The sequence below is a fragment of the Phytoactinopolyspora alkaliphila genome (assembly GCF_010550695.1).
GTDB classification, from domain to species: Bacteria; Actinomycetota; Actinomycetes; order Jiangellales; family Jiangellaceae; genus Phytoactinopolyspora; species Phytoactinopolyspora alkaliphila.
Window position 1 is genome coordinate 103,581 of sequence record NZ_JAAGOB010000005.1, and the last position, 18,899, is coordinate 122,479.

Consider the following 18,899-nt stretch of genomic DNA (forward strand, 5'->3'; position numbering starts at 1 on the left):
CGGGACCTGTCGGATGACGAGATGAGGAGCAGACAAAGGTGACCAGCGACGCTCTCTCCAATCTGCTGCACGAAGACCGCCGCTTCCCGCCGTCCCCGGAATTCGCCGCGCAGGCCAACGCCGACGCCTCGCTGTACGAGGAGGCGAAGGCGGACCGGCTCGCGTTCTGGGACAAGCAAGCGCGTGACCTGCTGTCCTGGGAAACCGAATGGGACGAGGTGCTCGACTGGAGCAACCCCCCGTTCGCCAAGTGGTTCGTGGGAGGCCGGCTCAATGTCGCCTACAACTGCGTCGACCGCCACGTCGAGGCGGGACACGGTGACCGGGTCGCCATCCATTGGGAAGGGGAGCCGGGCGACTCACGGAGTCTTACCTATGCCGACCTGCAACGGGAAGTGTGCCAGGCGGCGAACGCGCTGGCCGCGCTGGGCATCCAGCACGGAGACCGGGTCGCCATCTACATGCCGATGATCCCCGAGACAGCGGTCGCCATGCTCGCCTGCGCCCGCATCGGAGCCATCCACTCTGTGGTGTTCGGCGGCTTCTCCGCCGAGGCGTTGCGCAGCCGGATTGAAGACGCCGAGGCCAAGCTCGTCATCACCGCCGACGGCGGATACCGTCGCGGGAAGGCCGCCGCACTGAAGCCGGCCGTCGACGAAGCCGTCGCGAAGAGTCCGTCGGTCGAGAAGGTGCTGGTGGTGTGCCGTACCGAGCAGGACGTCGAGTGGGACGATTCCCGGGACGTCTGGTGGCATGAGCTCGTGGGCGCCCAGTCCGAAGATCACACGCCGGAGGCTCACGACGCCGAGGACGCGTTGTTCATCCTCTACACGTCCGGCACCACGGGTAAGCCGAAGGGCATCAAGCACACCTGCGGCGGCTACCTTCTGCAGACCGCGTACACCCACCGTTACGTGTTCGACCTGAAGCCGGAGAGCGACGTCTACTGGTGCACCGCCGACGTCGGCTGGGTCACCGGACACAGCTACATCGTGTACGGGCCGCTGGCCAACGGCGCCACCCAGGTGATGTACGAAGGCACACCGGACTTTCCGGAGCCGGGACGCTGGTGGGACGTCGTCGAGAAGTACGGCGTGACCATCCTGTACACCGCGCCCACTGCCATCCGCACGTTCATGAAGCAGGGTGACGAGATCCCGGGTCGCCGGAACCTGTCGTCGCTGCGCGTTCTGGGCAGCGTCGGCGAGCCCATCAACCCGGAGGCGTGGATCTGGTACCGGCGGGTCATCGGAGCCGACCGCACGCCCGTCGTCGACACCTGGTGGCAGACCGAGACCGGCGCTATCATGATCAGCCCGCTCCCCGGGGTCACGTCGGCCAAGCCGGGGTCCGCCCAGACCCCGCTGCCCGGCATCGTGGCCCAGGTAGTGAACGAGGCCGGCGAGGAGGTGCCGGACGGGCACGGAGGCTACCTCGTGCTGACCGAACCGTGGCCGTCGATGCTGCGCACCATCTGGGGTGACGACGAGCGGTTCATCGACACCTACTGGTCCCGCTTCGAGGACCGCTACTTCGCCGGCGACGGAGCCAAGAAGGACGAGGACGGCGACATTTGGTTGCTGGGCCGGGTGGACGACGTCATGAACGTCTCCGGGCACCGGATCTCCACCACCGAAGTCGAATCCGCCCTGGTCTCGCATCCGAAGGTGGCTGAGGCGGCGGTCGTCGGCGCCTCCGACCCCACCACCGGTCAGGGCATCGTCGCGTTCGTCATTCTTCGCGCCGCTGCCGGCGACGGTGGAGCCGACGTCGTCCAGGAACTACGAAACCACGTGGCCAAGGAGATCGGCCCGATCGCCAAGCCGCGGCAGATCATGGTAGTGGCGGAGCTGCCCAAGACTCGCTCCGGCAAGATCATGCGCCGGCTGCTGCGCGACGTCGCGGAGAACCGCGAGCTGGGCGATGTTCAGACGCTTGCCGATCCGACGGTGATGAACCTCATCAGCAAAGGGATGTCCGGCTCCTCGGAGGACTGACCGCGCGCCCGCCGTTCTCCTGCTTGCGTCCGGCAGGCCGAGGAGCCCAGCTCCTCGGCCTGCCGGACGCGAGTGGCGGCGAGTCCCGCTCAGCGTAGGGTCCTGCCATGCGCTCCTCCGTCGTCGTGCTGATCGTCGTGGCTGCGCTCGTCGTCGTGGCGGCGATCGTTCTGGTGCGGCTGATCCGTTCCCGCACCGTCCTCGGGACCGCGGAAAACCAGACGACGTACCGGATCCTGCACACCACCAGTCTCGCGTCGCCCGAGCTGCGTGCCGGCCTTGGCGCCGGTGCGGAGCGGGCTGCGCGGCACCTGCGTGACCTCCTGGGTACGACGGCTCTCGCACTCACTGACGGTGACGGCGTCGTCGGGTGGGCCGGGGCGGGCGGGCATCACACGCACGACGTCAACCGGCACGCCGCCAAGGCGCTGGACGGGGGATCCGCCGAGGTCCTCGGCCCGGACGCGATCGAGTGCCAGCGGCTTGACTGCCCAGTGCGGCACGGCGTCGTGACCGCGCTGACCACAGAGGACCGGGTCGTCGGCGCACTTGTCGCGTACACCGCGGCGCGCCCTTCGGCGGGGCTCGTCCGCGCCGTGGAAGAGGTTGCCCGGTTCGTCTCCGGGCAGCTGGAGCTCGCGGAACTCGATCAGGAACGCGCCAAGCTGGCGGAGGCGGAGATCCGTGCGCTGCGGGCGCAGATCTCCCCGCACTTCATCTACAACGCTCTGGGTGCCATCGCCTCGTCCGTCCGCTCGGACCCGGAGCACGCGCGTGAGCTTCTACTGGAGTTTGCCGACTTCACTCGCTCGTGGCCAATGACAGCTGAGCGATTCTCGACCCTGTGGATCGCAGCGCCGCCAAGGACCGCGCCAACACCGCCAGAATCCCCACGGTGATCTTTGCGACGACTGGGGGACCGGTCAGTTCTCACACGGTGATCTTTGCGACGACTGGGGGACCGGTCAGTTCTCACACGGTGATCTTCACGACGACTGGGGGACCGGTCAGATCTCACACGGTGATCTTCACGACCGCGCGACCAGGGCTTTCACAGCCGCAGGTTCTCGCACAACGATCTTCACAGAGAGCGTGTGACCAGCTGTGATGACTATCGCCGGTCAAATGCGCCGGAACTCACACGGCATGCCCTCACGACCACACGACCAGCCACCGCACCGGTTGTTTCTAGCACGACGATCACCACACCCACCCAGACCAGCGCCCTGCACCGGGCGCGCCACCCTGATACAAGCAGCGGTGAATCCCAGGCCGATTCACCGTTCGTGCCCGCCGCCGCCCAAGCCCGCTGACCGGGCTCCACCGCCACAAGGAGACCAACATCAATAAGGCGATCACCTCGACGACGGCGGTTCTCCTCGACCCAGTGCCGCGGTTCTCCTCCGGCCAGTGCCGTGGGCTCTCTGGCGCAGTGCTGCGGGGTCCTCCTTCACCCAGTGCCGCGGGTCCTCCTTCACCCAGTGCCGCCGGTTCTTCTCCACCAGCGGCGGAAGCCATGCGCGAACTACAGTCAGGCGACGGATTCGGCCGGCATGTCGCCACCCCTAGCGTCGTGTTCTCCAGGAACGACGACGCAAAGGAAACCTCATGTCTCACGCGATCAACGTCGCGGTCATCTACTACAGCTCCACGGGCAACGTGCATGCGCTGGCGAACGGCGCCGCGGAAGGCGCCGAGAAGGAGGGCGCCGAGGTGCGCCTGCGCCGGGTGGCGGAGCTGGCGCCGGCCGAGGTGGTCGCCGCCAAGCCCGAGTGGGCAGGGCACGCGGACGCCACGCGGCATATTCCGGAAGCCGGTGTCAACGATCTGATCTGGGCGGATGTGGTCTTGTTCGGGACGCCGACCCGCTACGGAGCCATGGCCAGTCAGCTCAAGCAGTTCATCGACACCACTGGCCCGATCTGGGAGAAGGGTCTGCTGGCGGACAAGGTTTACTCCGCATTCACCTCGACGTACACGAACCACGGCGGACAGGAGAGCACGCTCCTCTCCCTGTACAACGTGATCTACCACTGGGGCGGAGTCATCGTGCCACCCGGTTACACCGATCCGGTGCAGTTCGAGCTGGGTAACCCCTACGGCACCGCACACATCAGTGGTGGGGGCGCCCCGGCCGAGGTTCACCTGCGTACGGTCCGCTATCAGGCGGCCAGGGCCACCGCCATGGCGAGAGCACTCAAGCAGGGCCGCAACTGAGCCGGTCAGCCGAGGTCCATGCGGGCGAGCTCGTGCCGGGAGGTGACCCCGAGCTTCGGATACGCCTTGTAGAGGTGGTAGCCCACGGTGCGCGGGCTGAGGAAGAGCTGGGCCGCGATGTCCCGGTTGCTCAACCCGTCCGCAGCCAACCGCGCCACCTGCAGTTCTTGCGGTGTGAGCCGGTCCAGGACGTCAGGTCCTCGTTCTGGCGTCTCCGACGCTTCTCCTGCGGCGCGCAACTCGGCCGCGGTGCGCCGCAACCACTCGGCCGCGCCGAGCTGGTCGAAGATCTCGTGTGCGACGCGTAGGTGCGGCCGGGCGTCGTTGCGGAAGAGCCGGCGGCGCAGCCAGCTGCCGAAGAGCAACTCGGTGCGTGCCCGTTCGAACGGCTGGCCGTCCCTGGCATGGAGCTCGGCGGCCGCCTCGTAGAGTTCCCGCGCGTCGTCCCCGTCGGCCAGGATGGCTCGGCAGCGCAACGCGACCGCCATGGCCCACGGACGCTCCGTCGCCTCCGCCCACTCCCCGTACGTGGCGGACGCCTCGGCCGCGAGTTCGGGCGCTCCTGCGCGGGCCGCTGCCTCGACGTAGTCGGGCAGGCTGGCGAAGTGGCCCATGGCGACCTCCCGGGCCGGGCCTACACCCAGCCGGTCGAGCCGTTCAAGCACGGACTCGTGCCGGCCGGAACCGAGGTCAAGAATGTTCAGCGCATACAAGCACTCCACGCCACGCTCGGTGAGTCCCTCGTCGAGAATCTCGCCGGCGAGTGGGCGGGTGAGCTCCCCGTCACCCACGATCGCGGCCACGCACGCGAGCAGACCACTCAGGTGCCCGGCGAAGTGGGGCTGGTCGGTGTCCTGGGCGATCCGCAGCCCTTCGTCCGCGGCTGACCGGGCCGCCCGCAGGCGCCCGCGGATCAGTTCCGCGCGGGCCAGATACATCAGCGCTCGAGGGAGCAGACCGATAGCGCCCTGTGCACGGCACTCGCGTTCCAGCGCGGCGGCCTCCTCGTAGCCCGCGTCGGGGTCGGCCAGCCAGTGGAACCACCATTGGATGCTGGACCGTTGCCAGATGGAGCGACCGGGATTATGGGCAAACTCGGCCAGCAGCTCGCGAAGGTACGGGACGCCGTGCTTCAGTCCACCGGTGGTCAGGTGGACGATCGCCGCCGAGGTCCGGGCCAGGAACGGGTCCGGTGACGGGACCGCGGCGAGGCGTGCCACCGCCGCCACGTCGGCGTGATTCGCTGACGCCCATGCGGCGGTGACGGCGTCGAGCAGCATGACAGCGGCAAGACCGGGGTCGTCTTCGGCGATCGCGGATGCGGCCCACGCCAGTTCCACCGCGAGGTGCGGGCGGTCCTGTTCATGCGCGATGGCACTTCGGACCTGGACCAGATCAGCGAGGACGCGTGGCGCGGCCGCATCCGGCTCGGCCAGATCGGCGAGCTTTGCCGCGCGGTCCGGGCGCCCCGCGTCGGCCGCCGCGCGGGCTGCCGACGCCAGCCGGCGAACTCGCTGGGCAGGGTCGGGGGTCAGCTCGGCGGCACGCTGGTACGCCGCGGCGACCGCTGCGTAGCCGCCGCGAGAACGCGCGTGCTCGGCGCTGCGCTCGAGAGCGGAGGCGACGGCCTCGTCCGGCTCGGTGCTCGCGGCGGCTCGGTGCCAGGCCGCGCGGTCTGCCGCTGACGCGGCCTCGAAGGTCTCGGCCAGCGCCCGGTGTACCGCGAGGCGCTGCGCTGCCGACGCGGCGTGGTGCGTCGCGGACCGGATGAGAGGGTGACGGAACATCAGCCGGGCGCCGACGACGTCCACGAGGTTGTCCGCCTCCGCCCGCTCGAGATCAGGTATCCCGGCACCGAGACGGCGCGCCGCATCGAGCACCACGGTCAGCTCGCCGGTGTCCTCGGTAGCGAGAACCAGCAGCAAATACCTGGTCGTGTCGGGAAGCGCACGGACACGTGCCTGATACGTCTCCTGTACCCGGCTGGGAACCGGGTTGTCACCCGCTGGTGAGGCCTCAGGTGCGAGCCATCCGGCCCGTTGCTCGGGGGTGAGCGCCGCGGGCAGTTCCCGTAGCGCGAGCGGGTTTCCAGCCGTCTCCGCCACGATCCGGTCCTGGAGCTGCGGGGCCAGGCCGGGGACGAACTCGTCGAGAAACGCCAGGGACTCCTCGCGTCCGAGGCCACCCACCTCCATCTCCGGCAAGCCGAATGCGGGGAGCGCCGTGTCATCCGCGCGGGCGGCGAAGAGCATGACGATTCCCTCCGCGCCGAGCCGGCGGGCCGCGAAACACATCGCCGAGAGAGAACTGTGATCGAGCCACTGCGCGTCGTCGATCAGGCAGAGCAGTGGGCCACCGCCGGCGTGTTCGGCGAGCAGGGTCAGTGTGGCCAGGCCCACTAGGAAGCGATCGGCGGCCCGGCTGCCGGCCAGGCCGAAGGCACCGCGCAGAGCGTCGGCCTGCGGCGCGGGTACGGCATCCAGGTCACCCAGCGCCGGGCGCAGGATGAGATGCAGCGCGCCGTACGGCAGTTCGATCTCGGCTTCCACCCCGACGCCGGACAGGACCGGCACCTCGCTGCGCGACGCCTGCTCCCGGGCGTACTCCAGAAGGGTGGATTTCCCGATGCCCGGCTCGCCGCGGAACACCAGAGCGCTGCTGTGCCCGTCGGTGGCCTCTGTCAGCATCCGGTCGATCCGCGTCTTCTCCGCCGAGCGCCCGTAAAGCACGTGTGGAACGTAGCAGAACACCAGTCACGTGACAGACTCGGCGCTCGCGCATGCAGCATTAGCGTGCCGTCATGAGCAGACAGACAGCGCTGGCCAAGGGGCCCGCCGGGCGGGCACGGGCACGGCTGCGGAACATCATCCGTCCGAACGTGACCGTCACCCCGCCACCCGAGGGCGTCGTCGTCGATCACGACGTCGCGGTGACGGCGCGCGACGGGGCCGTCCTGCGTGCCAACGTGTATCGGCCGGCCGACGGAGGGGCGTATCCGGTCATCATGTCCGCTCACCCGTACGGCAAGGACTATCTCCCCAAGCCGACGCGCCGCGGTTATCGGCCGTTTCCCAACCTGCGGGTCCTACCGCAGTCATTGCCCTTCTCCATCTCGGCATGGACCGGCTGGGAGGCGCCAGACCCGGCCTACTGGGTGCCGAGAGGCTACGTAGTGGTCAATGCGGACTTGCGTGGCTGGGGGACCTCCGAGGGCACCGGCGTCTTGCTCGGAGCTGGCGAGGGTGAGGACTACCACGACCTGATCGAATGGGCGGCGGTCCAGCCATGGTCGACGGGCAAGGTCGGCTTGAGCGGCGTGTCTTACCTGGCGCTGTCTCAATGGGCGGCAGCGGCGACGCACCCTCCCCATCTTGCGGCGATCACCCCATGGGAAGGATTCACGGACTTCTACCGGGACGTGGCCAGGCCAGGAGGGGTCCGGGAGGACGGGCTGCTGATCGTGTGGACGAAAGGCACCGCGCATACCCGTAAGGACAGCGACGTCGACCTGCGCCGGGAGCAGCTTGCTCGGCCCCTGTACGACGAGTGGTGGGCGGCGCGCGACCGGGAGATCGAGAAGATCGACGTTCCGGCGCTGATCTGCGGCAGCTTCTCGGACCACAACCTTCACACACGTGGATCGTTCGAGGGCTTCCGACGCATCGCCTCCCAGCAGAAGTGGCTGTACACGCACCGTGGTCCCAAGTGGGCTGTCTACTATGGCGCCGAGGCGCTCGCCGAGCAGACGCGGTTCTTCGATCACTTTCTCAAGGGCGTCGACAATGGTCAGGAGGCGGTTCCACCCGTCCGGCTCGAAGTGCGGGAGGACGCCGACACCATCACCTCCGTCCGCCGGGAGCTGCAATGGCCGCCGGCACGCACCCGATGGCAGACCTGGCACCTACGCGACGACGGTCGCCTCGGCGACCACCCCGACCCCCAGACGACCGTGTCCTTCCACACTCGTCGAGGTGACCTTCAGTTCACCCACCGCTTCGATTCGGACACTGAGATCGTCGGCCCGATGACCCTTCACCTGGCGTTAGAGACTGAGCGTGTCGATGACGTGTGCGTCTTCGCAGGTGTCCGCAAGTTGCGCGACGGGAAGCCGGTCGCCTTCGAGAACGCCTTCGGATTCCGCGGATCCCTGATCACCAACGGAATCCGCCGGGCATCTCACCGTCGCGTCGACACCGGGGGCGAGCATCCGGAGGACGTCACTGAGCCGCTGCAACCCGGGCAGGTGGTCCAGATGACTATCGGACTCCTGCCGTCGGCGACGCTCTTCCGGGCCGGCGACGAACTGCAGTTGCAGATTCAAGGCCGGTGGTTCTACGCCCGCAATCCGTTGACCGGGCAGTTTCCCTCCTACTACGAGAAGAGCAGACCGGGCCGGTGCATCGTGCACCTCGGCGGCGACCACCACACCGCGCTCGACGTTCCAGTACAAGCGACGTGACGATGCGGCCCGTCAGGAGCACAGCGTCAGCCGGGCCGTCGCGTGTGGCGCGGACGCCTGTCTACCTGCTCACGGCGGCCACCGCAATAGGGAGTATGGGCCTGGCCGCCGGTGGCAGTGCGGGCGCCCTCCTCGCCGCCGACATCACCGGAAGCGAGGCCGCGGCCGGACTGCCGATCGGTGCGCTCGTGGCCGGCTCCGCTCTGGGAGCCGTACTGATCGCCAGAATCAGCGCCACGGCCGGCCGGCCTCGCGGACTGATGGCCGGCTATGGCGCGGGCATCATGGGTGCGGCCTTGGTGGTCGGCGCGGCCGTTGCCGCGAACCTGGCGCTGGTCCTGATCGGCAGCGCCGTTCTCGGTGTGGCGAACGTCGCCGTGTTCCTCTCCCGGTACGCGGTGGCCGGGTCCGGGGACGACCAGTTCCGCGGGCGGGACATGGGTATCGTGCTGGCCGGAGCCGCGGTCGGCGCTGTGACCGCGCCGAATCTCCTAGGCGTCACCGGTAAGCTCGCCGTCGACATCGGCCTACCCCGGCTGACCGGGCTCTATCTGCTGGCGATCCCCGCGTTCGCGCTCGCGGGATGCATTCTGTCCCGCTTGCGACGACCGGGCCCGGAACCGCTTGCGGTGGTGCAGCTACGTGCGGCAGACACGCGGTCCGGCGGCGCACGTCGCGCCGTCCTGTTGCTGGCCATCACCAACCTCGTCATGGTCGCGGTGATGGCCATCGCGCCTGTCCACATGACCGGGCACGGCCACGGCCTGGACCTCGTAGGCGTGATCGTCAGCATTCACGTCCTGTGTATGTTCGCTCCCGCGCCAGCGACGGGCCGGCTGGCGGACCGCTACGGCGGTTCCGCGGTAGCAGGAGTCGGGTTTCTCCTGTTCGTGGCGGCGGGAGTGGTGGGAGCCCTGGCGGATCAGCACGGCGTCGTGGGGATCACCGTGGCCCTCGCCCTGCTGGGGCTCGGTTGGAACGCGGGTGTCGTCGCCGCCAGCACGATGCTCACGGCATCCGTCCGTCCGGCGGAAAGGGCGAAGGCGGAAGGCCTGGGGGAGATGGCGATGGGGCTGGCGGCAGGCGCCGGAGCCCCGGTGGCCGGTCTCGTCACGGCGTACGGAGGCTTCGAGACTCTCGCCGCCGCCAGCGCGGTGATCGCGACGCTCGCGGTCGTGGTGATGCTGCTGATCCGGCCTACTGAGCCATGAAGTCGTCCGTGCGGGCATCCACCTTGCCGCCGACTACCGTCACATGACGGATTCGCCGTGCCTGGCGCTTGCGTAGCGTTCTCACCATGGCTCTCATCTGCGAACAGACAGCCCTAGCCGGCCGGCGCCGGTAATGCGAGGGATCACGTGAACGCGCCCGCTTCCACCGATAGGAAGAACCGATGGTGGCTGGTGGTCGCCACCGGCATCGCGGTCTTCATGGCCCAGCTCGACGGCACGATCGTCACCGTGGCGCTACCGACCATTGAGGACGGCTTCGGTATCGGTACCAGCCTGACGCAGTGGGTGGTTCTCGGTTTCCATCTGCCGTTGATCGCTCTGTCGCTGCCCAGCGGCCGGTATCTGGATCGGGTGGGGCATCGCGCGGCTCTGGTGCTCTCGGTCAGCGGGTTCACGGTCGCGAGCGTGGCCGTGGGGCTGGCGCCGGGCATCGAGTGGCTGATCGGTGCACGTGTCGTCCAGGGTGCGTTCGGGGCGATGCTGTTCGCCTTAGCGCCGGTCCTGACGACGATCGCGGTCCGGCCCGAGGTCCGGGGACGCGCGATGGCCATCGTGATGACGCTGGGCCCCCTGGGCGCCGTGAGTGGCCCGGTGCTGGGTGGCCTGGTCATCGAGTACCTCACCTGGCCCTGGATCTTCTACGTGAACGTCCCTGTGGGCATGGCAGTGATCGGCATCGGATGGGCACAGCTGTCGGCGGGTTCCCCGCTGCGCGCGCCCGACCGGGCGTGGTACGCGGAGGCCCTGCTGATCGGCGGCGCCGCCATCGCGCTGATGCTCGCGCTGACGTTCACAGCCGAGGTGGGCGTCGAGTGGATCCTGCTGGCGCTCGTGGCTGTGCCGCTGGCAGTGCTGTGGCGCAGGCGACCAGGCAGTGCCGCGGTCCGGGAGCTGCTCAGCACGCCAGGCATGACCGGCCCGCACCTCGCTCTGCTAGCAGAGATAGCCGCGGTGATCGCCGTGCAGTTCCTGGTGCCGTTCCACCTTCACGCTGCCGGCGTGGCGCCGGCACGGATCGGAATGACGATGCTGGCCTTTCCGCTCGCGGTGATGGTCTCCGGGCTGATCGCCGGTGTTCTCGCGGATCGGTGGAATGCCAGGGTCATCTCGGTGACCGGCGTGGTGGTGGTCACCGTCGGGATAGCCCTGACGGTGCCTCTCGGCTCGGATTGGCGAACGGCGGAACTCATGTGGCGGCTGGCGATCGTGGGTGTCGGCGCCGGGCTGTTCGCGGGACCGAACCAGGCCATGGTGATGGCATTGTCTCCCCGCCATCTGCTCGGCACTGCCGGCGCGTCCACGAGTATGGCTCGTCAGATCGGCATAGCGCTTGGTCCAGCCCTGGCTACCACCGCGTGGGCGCTGTCCGGCTATCAGCAGAGCGGCATGCGAACTGCCCTCGCGCTGGCGTGTGCACTCGCCGCGCTCAGCGTCGTGGCGTTGGTCATCTCCCGCCGTGCGGCAGGAACAGACGCGGCCGCAGGGGGTGGCGAGCCAGGGGAAGGCGTGCGGGGACCGATGGCGGAAGATCCGGCGTGAGACGGCCTTTACAGCCAGCCCGCTTCGGTCGCGATGCGGATCGCGTCGATCCGGTTGCGCCCGCCGAGCTTGCTGATCGCGCTCGACATGTAGTTCCGTACCGTGGCGGGCGAAAGACAGAGCTTGACGCCAATCTCCTCCGTGGTGAGCCCCAAGGTGGCGACCTTGAGCACGTCGGTCTCCCTGGCGGTGAGGGGATTGGCGCCGGTCTCCAGGGCAGCGGCCATCAAGCTCGGCTCGATGACGTGTTCCCCTCTGCTGACACGGCGTATCGCATCGGACAGGGCGTCGGCAGGAGCGGCCTTGAGGAGGAAGCCTCGCACCCCGGCCTGCAGGGCCCGGAGCAGATTGTTCGGCTGGGTCAGGCCGGTGAGGATAAGGACGCGGCAGTCCGGTACGGCGCGGATCAGTGATTCGGCGGCCGAGAGACCATCCAGGCCAGGAAGGTCGATGTCAAGGAGTGCGACGTCGGGTCGGGTGCGCAGCGCTGCCCGCTCTACCTCGTCGCCTCGTGCCACCTCGGCCACGACTTCCAGATCATCTTCGGTGCGGAGCAGAGCCACGAGGGCGCCACGGATCATGTGCATGTCCTCGGCTATCAGCACCTTGATCATGGGTTCCCCGGCTTGGTTCTCCGTGGTCTGCCTGCCGTCGCGCCGGAACGACGGCAGGCGGTAACCCGGCGTGACCGTGATGGTATTCCCCTTCTTCGAGGTCGTAGGCGTCGTGAAGTGATGATACGAGCGGTTGACTACCCGGGTCATCACCCGAAGGTGGAAGTCGTAGTGTAGTCTTCCGCGGCGACGGCACCGTGCCTTCGGTCGTGGATGGTGCAGCAGATGGCAGGGACACCTGGACGGCCTCGGCGAACCGGAGACGTCATGGGATCGGGCGGGGTGCTGGCCACCAAGCTGTTCCTCCCGCGGCTACCAACCGGATTCGTGCCCAGGCAGCGGCTCGTCGGCCGGCTCGAGAAGGGCGTCGGCGGAGGGCTTTCACTGGTCTCGGCTCCGGCCGGGTACGGCAAGACGGTCTTGCTCGCTCACTGGTGCCGGCAGATGTCCAGGCCGGTGGTATGGCTTTCCCTTGATGTGGCTGACGACGACCCCGTCCGATTCTGGCGTCACATCGTGGCGGGTTTCACCGAGATTCGCCCGGAGATGGCACGACACGTCGAGCCGCTCCTCGGCTCGCCGGAGCCGGCGACTTCCGACCGGCTGGTCGCGGCCATGGTCAACGTGCTCGCGGACCTACGCGGCGACGTGCTGCTGGTGCTGGATGACTTTCACCTGGTGAAGTCCGAGATCGTGCACACATCGGTGCGGTTGTTGCTGGACAGCGCTCCGCCAGGGCTGCATGTGGTGCTGGCCGGCCGAACCGAATCGCCGTTTCCGCTTGGGCGATGGCGCGCCAGCGGCCAGCTGGTCGAACTGCGCGCTGCCGATCTCCGGTTCACCGCTGACGAGTCCAAGGCCATGTTGCGCCAAGCCTTCGGTCCTGGACAGCTGCTGCCGGATGACGCGGCGATAACGGTGGCGGCACGCGCGGAGGGCTGGGCGGCCGGACTGCAGCTGGCGGCGCTGTCCCTTCAGGGCAGCCCGGATGCCGCCGATGCGGTGAACTCCTTCTCGGGTAGCCACCGGTACGTGGTGGACTACCTGACCGAAGAGGTCCTCGAGCGCCAGCCGGCGTCCGTGCGCGAGTTCCTGCTCGAGACGTCGATCCTCGACCGGCTGTCGGGCTCGCTGTGCGACGCGGTCACCGGTCGAAGCGACAGCCAGGCCATGCTGGAGTCGATCGAGCAAGCCAACCTGTTCCTGGTGCCGATGGACGACGTCCGTGGCTGGTGGCGCTACCACCACCTGTTCGCCGGCACGTTGCGCGCCCGAGTGACCAGAGAACAGCCGGACCGGACCAGGTATCTACATCGCGAGGCTGCGGCGTGGCATGAGAGCCGGAAGCAGGTGGACGACGCGGTCGGGCATGCGCTGGCCGCGGGTGACGCCACCTGGGCCGCCAGTTTGATCGAACGGTACTTCGACGAGTTCTTCCTGGGCCGTGAGGGCGCGACGGTGCAGCGGTGGATCGGCGCCCTCCCCACTGAGGTAGCGGCCTCCCGGGCGCGGCTGCATCTGGCCCGGGCAGCCTTGAACGTTGTCAGCGGCCGCGTCGAGGACATCGAGAGGTCACTTGATGCCGCGGAGCGCACACGAGGCCAGGCTGACGAGGACGTGTTCGAGCCATCGGTCGGCCGGTCCGCGAGCAGGCTGGCCAATCTCGACGCCGGCCTTGCGCTCGGCCGGGCCTACACGGCGCACCTGCGAGGCGATGGCGAGGCCACGATCCGGTACGCCTCCCGGGCTATCGCCAGACTCCGACCCGACGAGTGGATGCTCCACGGGCTCGCACAGGTGAATCTGGCCTTCGCCGCCTGGATACGCGGCGAGGTTGGGGAGGCCGAACGGGCCATGGCGTCGAACGTCGCGCACTGGCGGGCGGTCGGTCAGCGTGACCTGGTCGTGTACATGTCGTCCTACCTGGGCCGCATCCAGTGCGCGCGAGGCCGGCTTGATGCGGCCTCGAGCACCTACCGGCATCCTCTGGAGGCGAGCTCGCTCCCCGCGTGGGAAGATCCGCCGGCCGCCGGCGTGTCGTACGTCGGCATGGCGGAGCTCTCGTACCAACGCGGCGACCTCGATACCGCCATGGATCACCTCGCCAGGGCTCTACCACTGTGCAGGATGTTCGTCTATGCCCAGTCTTTGGCTGCCGGTCTGGTGACGCTGGCGTGGATCCGGCAGGCCCGGGGTGACGCCGCGGGTGCGCGGGAGGCGATGGACGAGGCCGTCGAGTTCACGGATCCGGCGGTGACCGATCTGTTCAATCCGGTGCCCGCTCAACGCGCCCGCCTGCTACTCGCCCAGGGTGACCTGAGAGCGGCCGCCGAATGGGTAGCCAGCCGAGGCATTCGTGCTGACGACGAGCCCAGGTACGTGTACGAAGCCGGGTACCTCGTTCTGGCGCGGATCCTGATCGCCGACGACGAGCCCGGCCGCGCCCTGGAGCTGCTGAACCGCTTGTGGGCCGACGCGGCAACCCAGGACAGGACCGGCAGTGTGATCGAGATCCAGGCACTGAAGGCGCTGGCTCTGGCCGCGACGGGGAACGAAGCCGCAGCCGTGGATACGCTGGGCGACACCGTCGAGTTGGCTTGGCCGCAGGGCTTCGTCCGGGTGTTCGCGGACGAGGGAGCGCCGATGGCGATGTTGCTCGACCGGCTCTCGGCGGACCGGCCACACAGGCAGAGCAACAAAGTCCCCGCGTCTTATCGCCGCCGGTTGATCCACGCGTTCGGGGTCTCCGCAGACCGCCCGGTGACCGGATCTGGTCCGGCCGATCGGTTGAGCCCTCGTGAGCTCGAGGTCCTGCGCCTCCTCGCATCCGGTAAGCCGAACCAGGCGATCGCCGAGGATCTGTTCGTCACGCTCAATACGGTGAAGAAGCACGTGACTCATATCCTGCGCAAGCTCGGCGCCGGTAACCGCACTGAGGCGACCGTGCGGGCGAGGGATATCGGCCTGTTGCCATAGGACTCTCGGGTCCGCCTAGTGCCGGCCGGCCAGATCCGCTGTGAAGCCGTCTCGCCAGGACGGGTAGGTGGGGCGCCAGTCCAGCTGCGATCGGGCGTGGCGATTGTCGGCGCCACGAAGGCTCGTCATGAACGCTACGCCCCAGCCTCCGACGGCGGTGCGAGCCAGCCAGGCCGGTGCCTTCTTGGGTGCCGGGGCACCGAGCATCTGGGCCATCTGCGGCAGCCAGATCCGCATGGGGGTGGGATCGTCGTCGACCACGTTGAACGCACCCGTGGCCGGAGTGCTCAGAGCGGCGGCGATGGCGCTCGCCGCGTCGTAGGCGTGCGTGAACGAGAAGACAGACTTTCCACCGCCGACGATCGGCACTTTTCCACCCCTGACCTGCCGAGTGAACTCTCCGTCAGGTGCATAGGAACTGCCTGGCCCGTACAGGTGGCCGAAGCGCAGGACCAGACCGCCTGCTTCTCTGGTGAGCCGCTCGTGTTCGAGCAGGGCAGCGACAACTGGACGGAACTGCTTCGGTCCGTCCGTCCAGAACGCCGCGTCCTCGTCCGCGAGCTGCGCGCCCGCGGGGCGGTACGCATATGCCAAGCCCTGCGCGATCACGCGGATGGAGCCTGCCGGGCGCATCGCCTCGATCAGGTTCCTCGTGCCCTCCGTGCGGAGCCGGTTCGTCACCGCGAACTCCGAGGCCAGCCGTTTGGGATTGAGCTGTTTCGGAATGGCCGTGAGCAGGTGGACCACCGCGTCCGGTTCCGCCTTGTCCACAGCTGACGCGGTCGCCTTCGGGTCCAGCGCGTCAGCGACGACCGTCTCGTAGCCGGCATCCGGACCGCCGGGCGCGCGGGTGAGTGCCACCACATCGTGCCCGATCTCCTTGAGCATCGGGATCAGCTGGCGTCCGATGACACCAGTGGCTCCGGCGACTAGCACTCGCATGTCAGCTCCTCAATGGCGATCCGATCCGGTGCGCCGATCGTATGGCGCTGGTGGGCCGGGCCGAATCCGTCACGTGACTGGACCTCGTCGCGGTGCCGGACCGTGACAATCGTCATCGCCAGCACGCGACATTCGCGTCTACCGTGGCTGTGGCCCGGTTGTCCACACTGAAACCGTGATGCTCCACGGACGGGTGGCAGAGGCGGCTGAGATCGCCCGGGTCCTGGCAACCGCCGCTGCGGGCCACGGTACGGCGCTCGTCATTCGCGGCGAAGCGGGCATTGGCAAGAGCGCGCTGCTTGATCACGTCGCGCGGTCGGCCTCTCACATGCGGGTCCTGCGGGCGGGATGCGTCGAGTCGGAGGCGGGCATGCCTTACGCGGCGCTCCATCTGCTGCTTCGCCCAGCCTTGGACCGCATCGATGGTCTGCCCGAGCCGCAGGCCGCTGCCTTGCGCGCAGCGTTCGGGCTCTCCGGCACGGTGGTTCCTGACCAGCGGCTGGTCGGGTATGCGATCACGACCTTGCTGTCCCGGCTGGCGACAGAACGCCCCCTGGTGTGCCTGATCGACGACGCACACGGATTGGACCGGGAGTCGGCCGGCGCTCTTGCATTGGCCGCGCGGCGGTTACACACCGAAGCCGCCGCGATGGTTTTCGCCGCTGACGACGAGTGTCCAGGTTTTCCCGCCACAGGCCTGCGTGAGCTGCGGTTGGAACGGCTCGACGGGAACGCGGCGCGCGAGCTGCTCGCCCGATGCCCGAGCGAACTGAGCGCGCACACCCGTGAGCGGATCCTCGACGAGTCCGACGGCAATCCGATGGCGCTCCTGGAACTCGCCGCGGCCCTGTCACCGCGTCAGCGGTTCGGCCATCTTCCTCCGGAGGTGATCGGACTCGGTGCGCTTCCGGTCCGTGGCGATGCCTACGCACCGTTCACCAGTCGGATCGGCCGTCTGCCGCCCTCCACCCGAACGCTGCTCGGTGCCGTCGCAGCAGACGGCCGAGGCGAACTGACCGTGATACTCCACGCTGCGCACAGCCTGGGGACGTCTATCGACGATCTGGCGGTGGCGGAGCGGGCCCGGCTGGTCGTCGTCGCCGACGGCCGGGTCGGATTCCGGCATCCGCTGATCCGCCCCGCCGCGTACCACGGTGTGACGATCACCAGCCGAGTAGTTGCGCACACGGCTCTCGCTCAGGCGTACGAGGCTTTTGGTGACGAGCCGGCATCGGTCTGGCACCGGGCAGCGGCCGCCACAGGACCGGACGAGCGGGTCGCCGAGCACCTCGAGCAGCTTGCCGAATGCCGGCCGGCGGATCATGGGCGTTCCGTGGCTGCGGCGGCTTACCAGTGCGCCGCCGAGCTCAGCTCCTCCATGCCGAACCGCGGTCGCCGGTTGGCCGCGGCGGCGGTCGCCGCATCCGCGTCCGGGGATCTCCGGCGAGCGGCGGCATTGGCCGATCAGGCGTTGTCCATGACCGGCGACGACGGTGTGCTCGCGCGGCTCGCGATGATCCGGGCAGCGGCCGAGGCCGAGGCAGGCTTGCTAAGGGACGCGGCGTGGATTCTCCTTCAAGGTGCCGCCGTCGTGGCCGAGGCCGCACCGGACCTCGCTGCCGCCATGCTGATGACCGCCGCCCGGCACGCCTGGGCATGCGACTACCGCGAGGCCTTGGGCCTGGCGGCGACCAGGGTAGCGGTCCTCCGGACATCGGACACCGTCCGCGTCTGCGCGGCTGGGATTCGAGGCCTGGCCGGCCTCGCTGGTCATGACGCCGCACGGGGGATGGCCTCCCTCCGCCGAATGATCCTCGCCGCTGCGGATGGCCGGCCGTCACTTCCGATCGAGGTCCGGCTGCACGTGGCGGAGGCGGCTCTGCTCGTCGGTGACGACGGCACGGCGCGCGACCTCCTGACGCGGCTGGTCGCGACGTGCCGTGCACAGGGGCGCGACGACGTGCTTCCGCACGTGCTCGGTCTGCTGGCGCAGGCACAGCTGTTTCTCGGCTTGCACCAGGAGGCGCGGATCAGCGGGGAACAAGCCCTCGAGATCGCGCGGAGGACGGGCATCCGCCAGTTGCCCGGGCAGGTCCACGCGACGTTGTCCAGGATCGCCGCCGTTGAAGGCGACGAAGAGAACTCCCGCGACCTGGCGCAACGGGCCTTGTCCGAGGGTCCGACCTCGATACGCCAGTGGGCCGTGGGATCACGGGCATTGCTCGACCTCGGCCTCGGACGGGCCGAGGAGGCGATGGAACGGCTCAGCGAGGACGCACCAGGATGGCGCACCGTCGTCGGGCCCGCTCTCCTGGCAGATACGGTCGAGGCTTGCGCGAGGTCGGGTCACCGTAGCGCAGCCCGGGTACCGCTGGAGCGGCTCGACGAAGCCGCCACGCACTCGGGTACGGAATGGATCCGCGCTGTCGCCCTACGTTGCCACGCCATGACAAGCGACGACGGAGCGGCGGGCGACCTGTTCGCGCAAGCGGTGTTCCTGCACCGGCAAGCGCCCACGCGTCCGTTCGAACAGGCGCGCACGGAGTTGGCCTACGGAGAGTGGCTCCGGCGGAGCCGGAGGCGAACGGACGCGCGGGTGTACCTGCGTTCGGCGCTGGGTATCTTCGACCGGATCGGCGCGGCACCGTGGACGGATCGGGCCCGGGCGGAGTTGCGGGCTACGGGTGAGTCCCGGCCGCAACCACGGGGCGAAGAGGTGGGAGGCCTGGCGACCCTCACCGCGCAGGAGCGCATGGTCACGCAACTGGCGGCCACCGGGCTGAGCAATCAGGAGATCGCGGTCCGGATGTCCATCAGCCCGCGGACCGTCGGCTACCACCTCTACAAGGCCTATCCCAAGCTCGGGATCACCAAGCGGATCGAGCTGGCCAGGCTGGATCTCGCCGCGTCAGCATGATCGCCT

General features: G+C 68.7%; 11 protein-coding genes. 8 read left to right on the forward strand and 3 right to left on the reverse strand.

What is annotated here, in order from left to right:
- Positions 1-38: 38 nt before the first annotated feature.
- From acs to wrbA, 3 genes are all read left to right on the forward strand, one after another.
- Entirely contained in the window at positions 39-1,997 is a 1,959-nt protein-coding gene (gene acs / locus G1H11_RS10615; protein WP_163818548.1) for an acetate--CoA ligase, read from the forward strand.
- A gap of 107 nt (positions 1,998-2,104) precedes the next feature.
- Positions 2,105-2,896 carry a histidine kinase gene (locus G1H11_RS10620; RefSeq protein ID WP_163818549.1) on the forward strand — a complete coding sequence of 264 codons (792 nt, stop codon included), beginning with the start codon at positions 2,105-2,107 and terminating at the stop codon, positions 2,894-2,896.
- Positions 2,897-3,605: 709 nt separating this feature from the next.
- Entirely contained in the window at positions 3,606-4,214 is a 609-nt protein-coding gene (wrbA, locus tag G1H11_RS10625) for an NAD(P)H:quinone oxidoreductase (RefSeq protein ID WP_163818550.1), read from the forward strand.
- A gap of 5 nt (positions 4,215-4,219) precedes the next feature.
- Here the strand turns inward: wrbA and G1H11_RS10630 are convergent, their stop codons facing one another.
- Positions 4,220-6,943 (reverse strand): AAA family ATPase, encoded by a 2,724-nt coding sequence (locus G1H11_RS10630; protein ID WP_163818551.1) that lies wholly within the window; start codon positions 6,941-6,943, stop codon positions 4,220-4,222.
- Between the two features lie 71 nt (positions 6,944-7,014).
- Here G1H11_RS10630 and G1H11_RS10635 point away from each other — a divergent pair, with 71 nt between their 5' ends.
- The 3 genes from G1H11_RS10635 to G1H11_RS10645 all read left to right on the forward strand — a co-directional run bounded on the left by G1H11_RS10635 (position 7,015) and on the right by G1H11_RS10645 (position 11,444).
- Entirely contained in the window at positions 7,015-8,673 is a 1,659-nt protein-coding gene (locus G1H11_RS10635; protein WP_163818552.1) for a CocE/NonD family hydrolase, read from the forward strand.
- Between the two features lie 44 nt (positions 8,674-8,717).
- Complete coding sequence (locus tag G1H11_RS26480; RefSeq protein WP_163818553.1) at positions 8,718-9,884, forward strand: MFS transporter; 1,167 nt, start codon at positions 8,718-8,720, stop codon at positions 9,882-9,884.
- 147 nt (positions 9,885-10,031) lie between these two features.
- The gene (locus G1H11_RS10645; protein ID WP_163818554.1) at positions 10,032-11,444 is read left to right on the forward strand and encodes an MFS transporter; all 1,413 of its coding nucleotides are present in this window, start codon (positions 10,032-10,034) and stop codon (positions 11,442-11,444) included.
- Positions 11,445-11,452: 8 nt separating this feature from the next.
- Here the strand turns inward: G1H11_RS10645 and G1H11_RS10650 are convergent, their stop codons facing one another.
- Positions 11,453-12,058 (reverse strand): response regulator, encoded by a 606-nt coding sequence (locus G1H11_RS10650; protein ID WP_163818806.1) that lies wholly within the window; start codon positions 12,056-12,058, stop codon positions 11,453-11,455.
- A gap of 225 nt (positions 12,059-12,283) precedes the next feature.
- On the opposite strand from G1H11_RS10650, the gene G1H11_RS10655 reads away from it, so the two are divergent.
- Positions 12,284-15,034 carry a winged helix-turn-helix domain-containing protein gene (locus tag G1H11_RS10655; RefSeq protein ID WP_163818555.1) on the forward strand — a complete coding sequence of 917 codons (2,751 nt, stop codon included), beginning with the start codon at positions 12,284-12,286 and terminating at the stop codon, positions 15,032-15,034.
- A gap of 15 nt (positions 15,035-15,049) precedes the next feature.
- Here G1H11_RS10655 and G1H11_RS10660 read toward each other — a convergent pair whose 3' ends face one another.
- Positions 15,050-15,976: an NAD-dependent epimerase/dehydratase family protein gene (locus G1H11_RS10660; protein ID WP_163818556.1), complete on the reverse strand. Its 927-nt coding sequence runs from the start codon at positions 15,974-15,976 to the stop codon at positions 15,050-15,052.
- A 178-nt stretch (positions 15,977-16,154) separates the two neighbouring features.
- Here G1H11_RS10660 and G1H11_RS10665 point away from each other — a divergent pair, with 178 nt between their 5' ends.
- Positions 16,155-18,893 carry a helix-turn-helix transcriptional regulator gene (locus G1H11_RS10665; RefSeq protein WP_246211279.1) on the forward strand — a complete coding sequence of 913 codons (2,739 nt, stop codon included), beginning with the start codon at positions 16,155-16,157 and terminating at the stop codon, positions 18,891-18,893.
- Positions 18,894-18,899: the final 6 nt, after the last annotated feature.

What these genes read in the sequence shown, in the direction of transcription:
- G1H11_RS10620 (WP_163818549.1), top strand. Translation starts at nt 2,105, where the DNA reads ATGCGCTCCTCCGTCGTCGTGCTGATCGTCGTGGCTGCGCTCGTCGTC.
- wrbA (WP_163818550.1), top strand. Translation starts at nt 3,606, where the DNA reads ATGTCTCACGCGATCAACGTCGCGGTCATCTACTACAGCTCCACGGGC.
- G1H11_RS10635 (WP_163818552.1), top strand. Translation starts at nt 7,015, where the DNA reads ATGAGCAGACAGACAGCGCTGGCCAAGGGGCCCGCCGGGCGGGCACGG.
- G1H11_RS10650 (WP_163818806.1), bottom strand. Translation starts at nt 12,058, where the DNA reads ATGATCAAGGTGCTGATAGCCGAGGACATGCACATGATCCGTGGCGCC.
- G1H11_RS10655 (WP_163818555.1), top strand. Translation starts at nt 12,284, where the DNA reads ATGGCAGGGACACCTGGACGGCCTCGGCGAACCGGAGACGTCATGGGA.
- G1H11_RS10660 (WP_163818556.1), bottom strand. Translation starts at nt 15,976, where the DNA reads ATGCGAGTGCTAGTCGCCGGAGCCACTGGTGTCATCGGACGCCAGCTG.
- G1H11_RS10665 (WP_246211279.1), top strand. Translation starts at nt 16,155, where the DNA reads ATGCTCCACGGACGGGTGGCAGAGGCGGCTGAGATCGCCCGGGTCCTG.